General features: G+C 65.7%; 1 protein-coding gene and 1 pseudogene. Both read right to left on the reverse strand.

From position 1 onward, the window contains the following. Positions 1–109: pseudogene (locus EN984_RS39265) on the reverse strand (4-hydroxythreonine-4-phosphate dehydrogenase); the annotation flags it as partial. Position 110: 1 nt separating this feature from the next. After that, the coding region (locus EN984_RS36660; RefSeq protein WP_164766020.1) for a peptidylprolyl isomerase at positions 111–708 on the reverse strand (598 nt) is incomplete at its 5' end.

Below are 708 nucleotides of genomic sequence, written 5' to 3' on the forward strand. Positions count from 1 at the left end.
GGGGCAGGGCGGCAGCTTCGCGCGCCATAAAGGCGGCGATGGCGATCTCCGGCCCAATGCCGGACGGATCGCCGGCGCTCAACGCGAGCGCAGTCACTGCGTTGCTCACGTCAGCGCTTGACGATGCGGGCTTTTGCCTTCAGCTCGTCGACATATTTCTTGCTGAGCGCGTCGGCATCCTTGTCGCCGCCGGAGCCTTCGGCCTGAAACGCCATCTGGGCGACCTTGTCGTCGGACACTTCGCGCGACGAGCAGATGCCGATGAATTCGACGCCGCGTTCGGTTTCGCGCGTGGCAGTGGCACCGCCGACTTTGGTCGCCTTGATCTGCTCGGCCCAGTCCGGCGGCAGCTGCGGCGCCAGCACCCGGCCCAGATCCCGAACGGTGACGTCGATCAGGCCCTTGGCGAATTCGCGCGTCGTGTTGCAGCCGTTGAAGCGGGTGCGCATGGCGTCGGCCTCGCGCTTGCGTTTGCCCAGCGTCGCGCTGCGTTCAGCCGCCGGAACCACGAAGATGACCTGCTGCAGCATGTATTCGGTGGCGCTCGGTATGGCGCCGCCTTTTTCGAGCATCTTCCTCACGAGATCCTGCCCGCTGACGGCACCGGTGCCGTCGCCGGAACGGTAGCGCGCGCTCAAAGCCTGGTTCCAGGCCATCTGGGCGCGGATGAATTCCTTGAAGTGGCTCTTGGTGACGCCTGACTTCTCC

The organism is Mesorhizobium sp. M7A.F.Ca.CA.004.12.1.1, from assembly GCF_003997835.1.
Classification (GTDB): Bacteria; Pseudomonadota; Alphaproteobacteria; order Rhizobiales; family Rhizobiaceae; genus Mesorhizobium.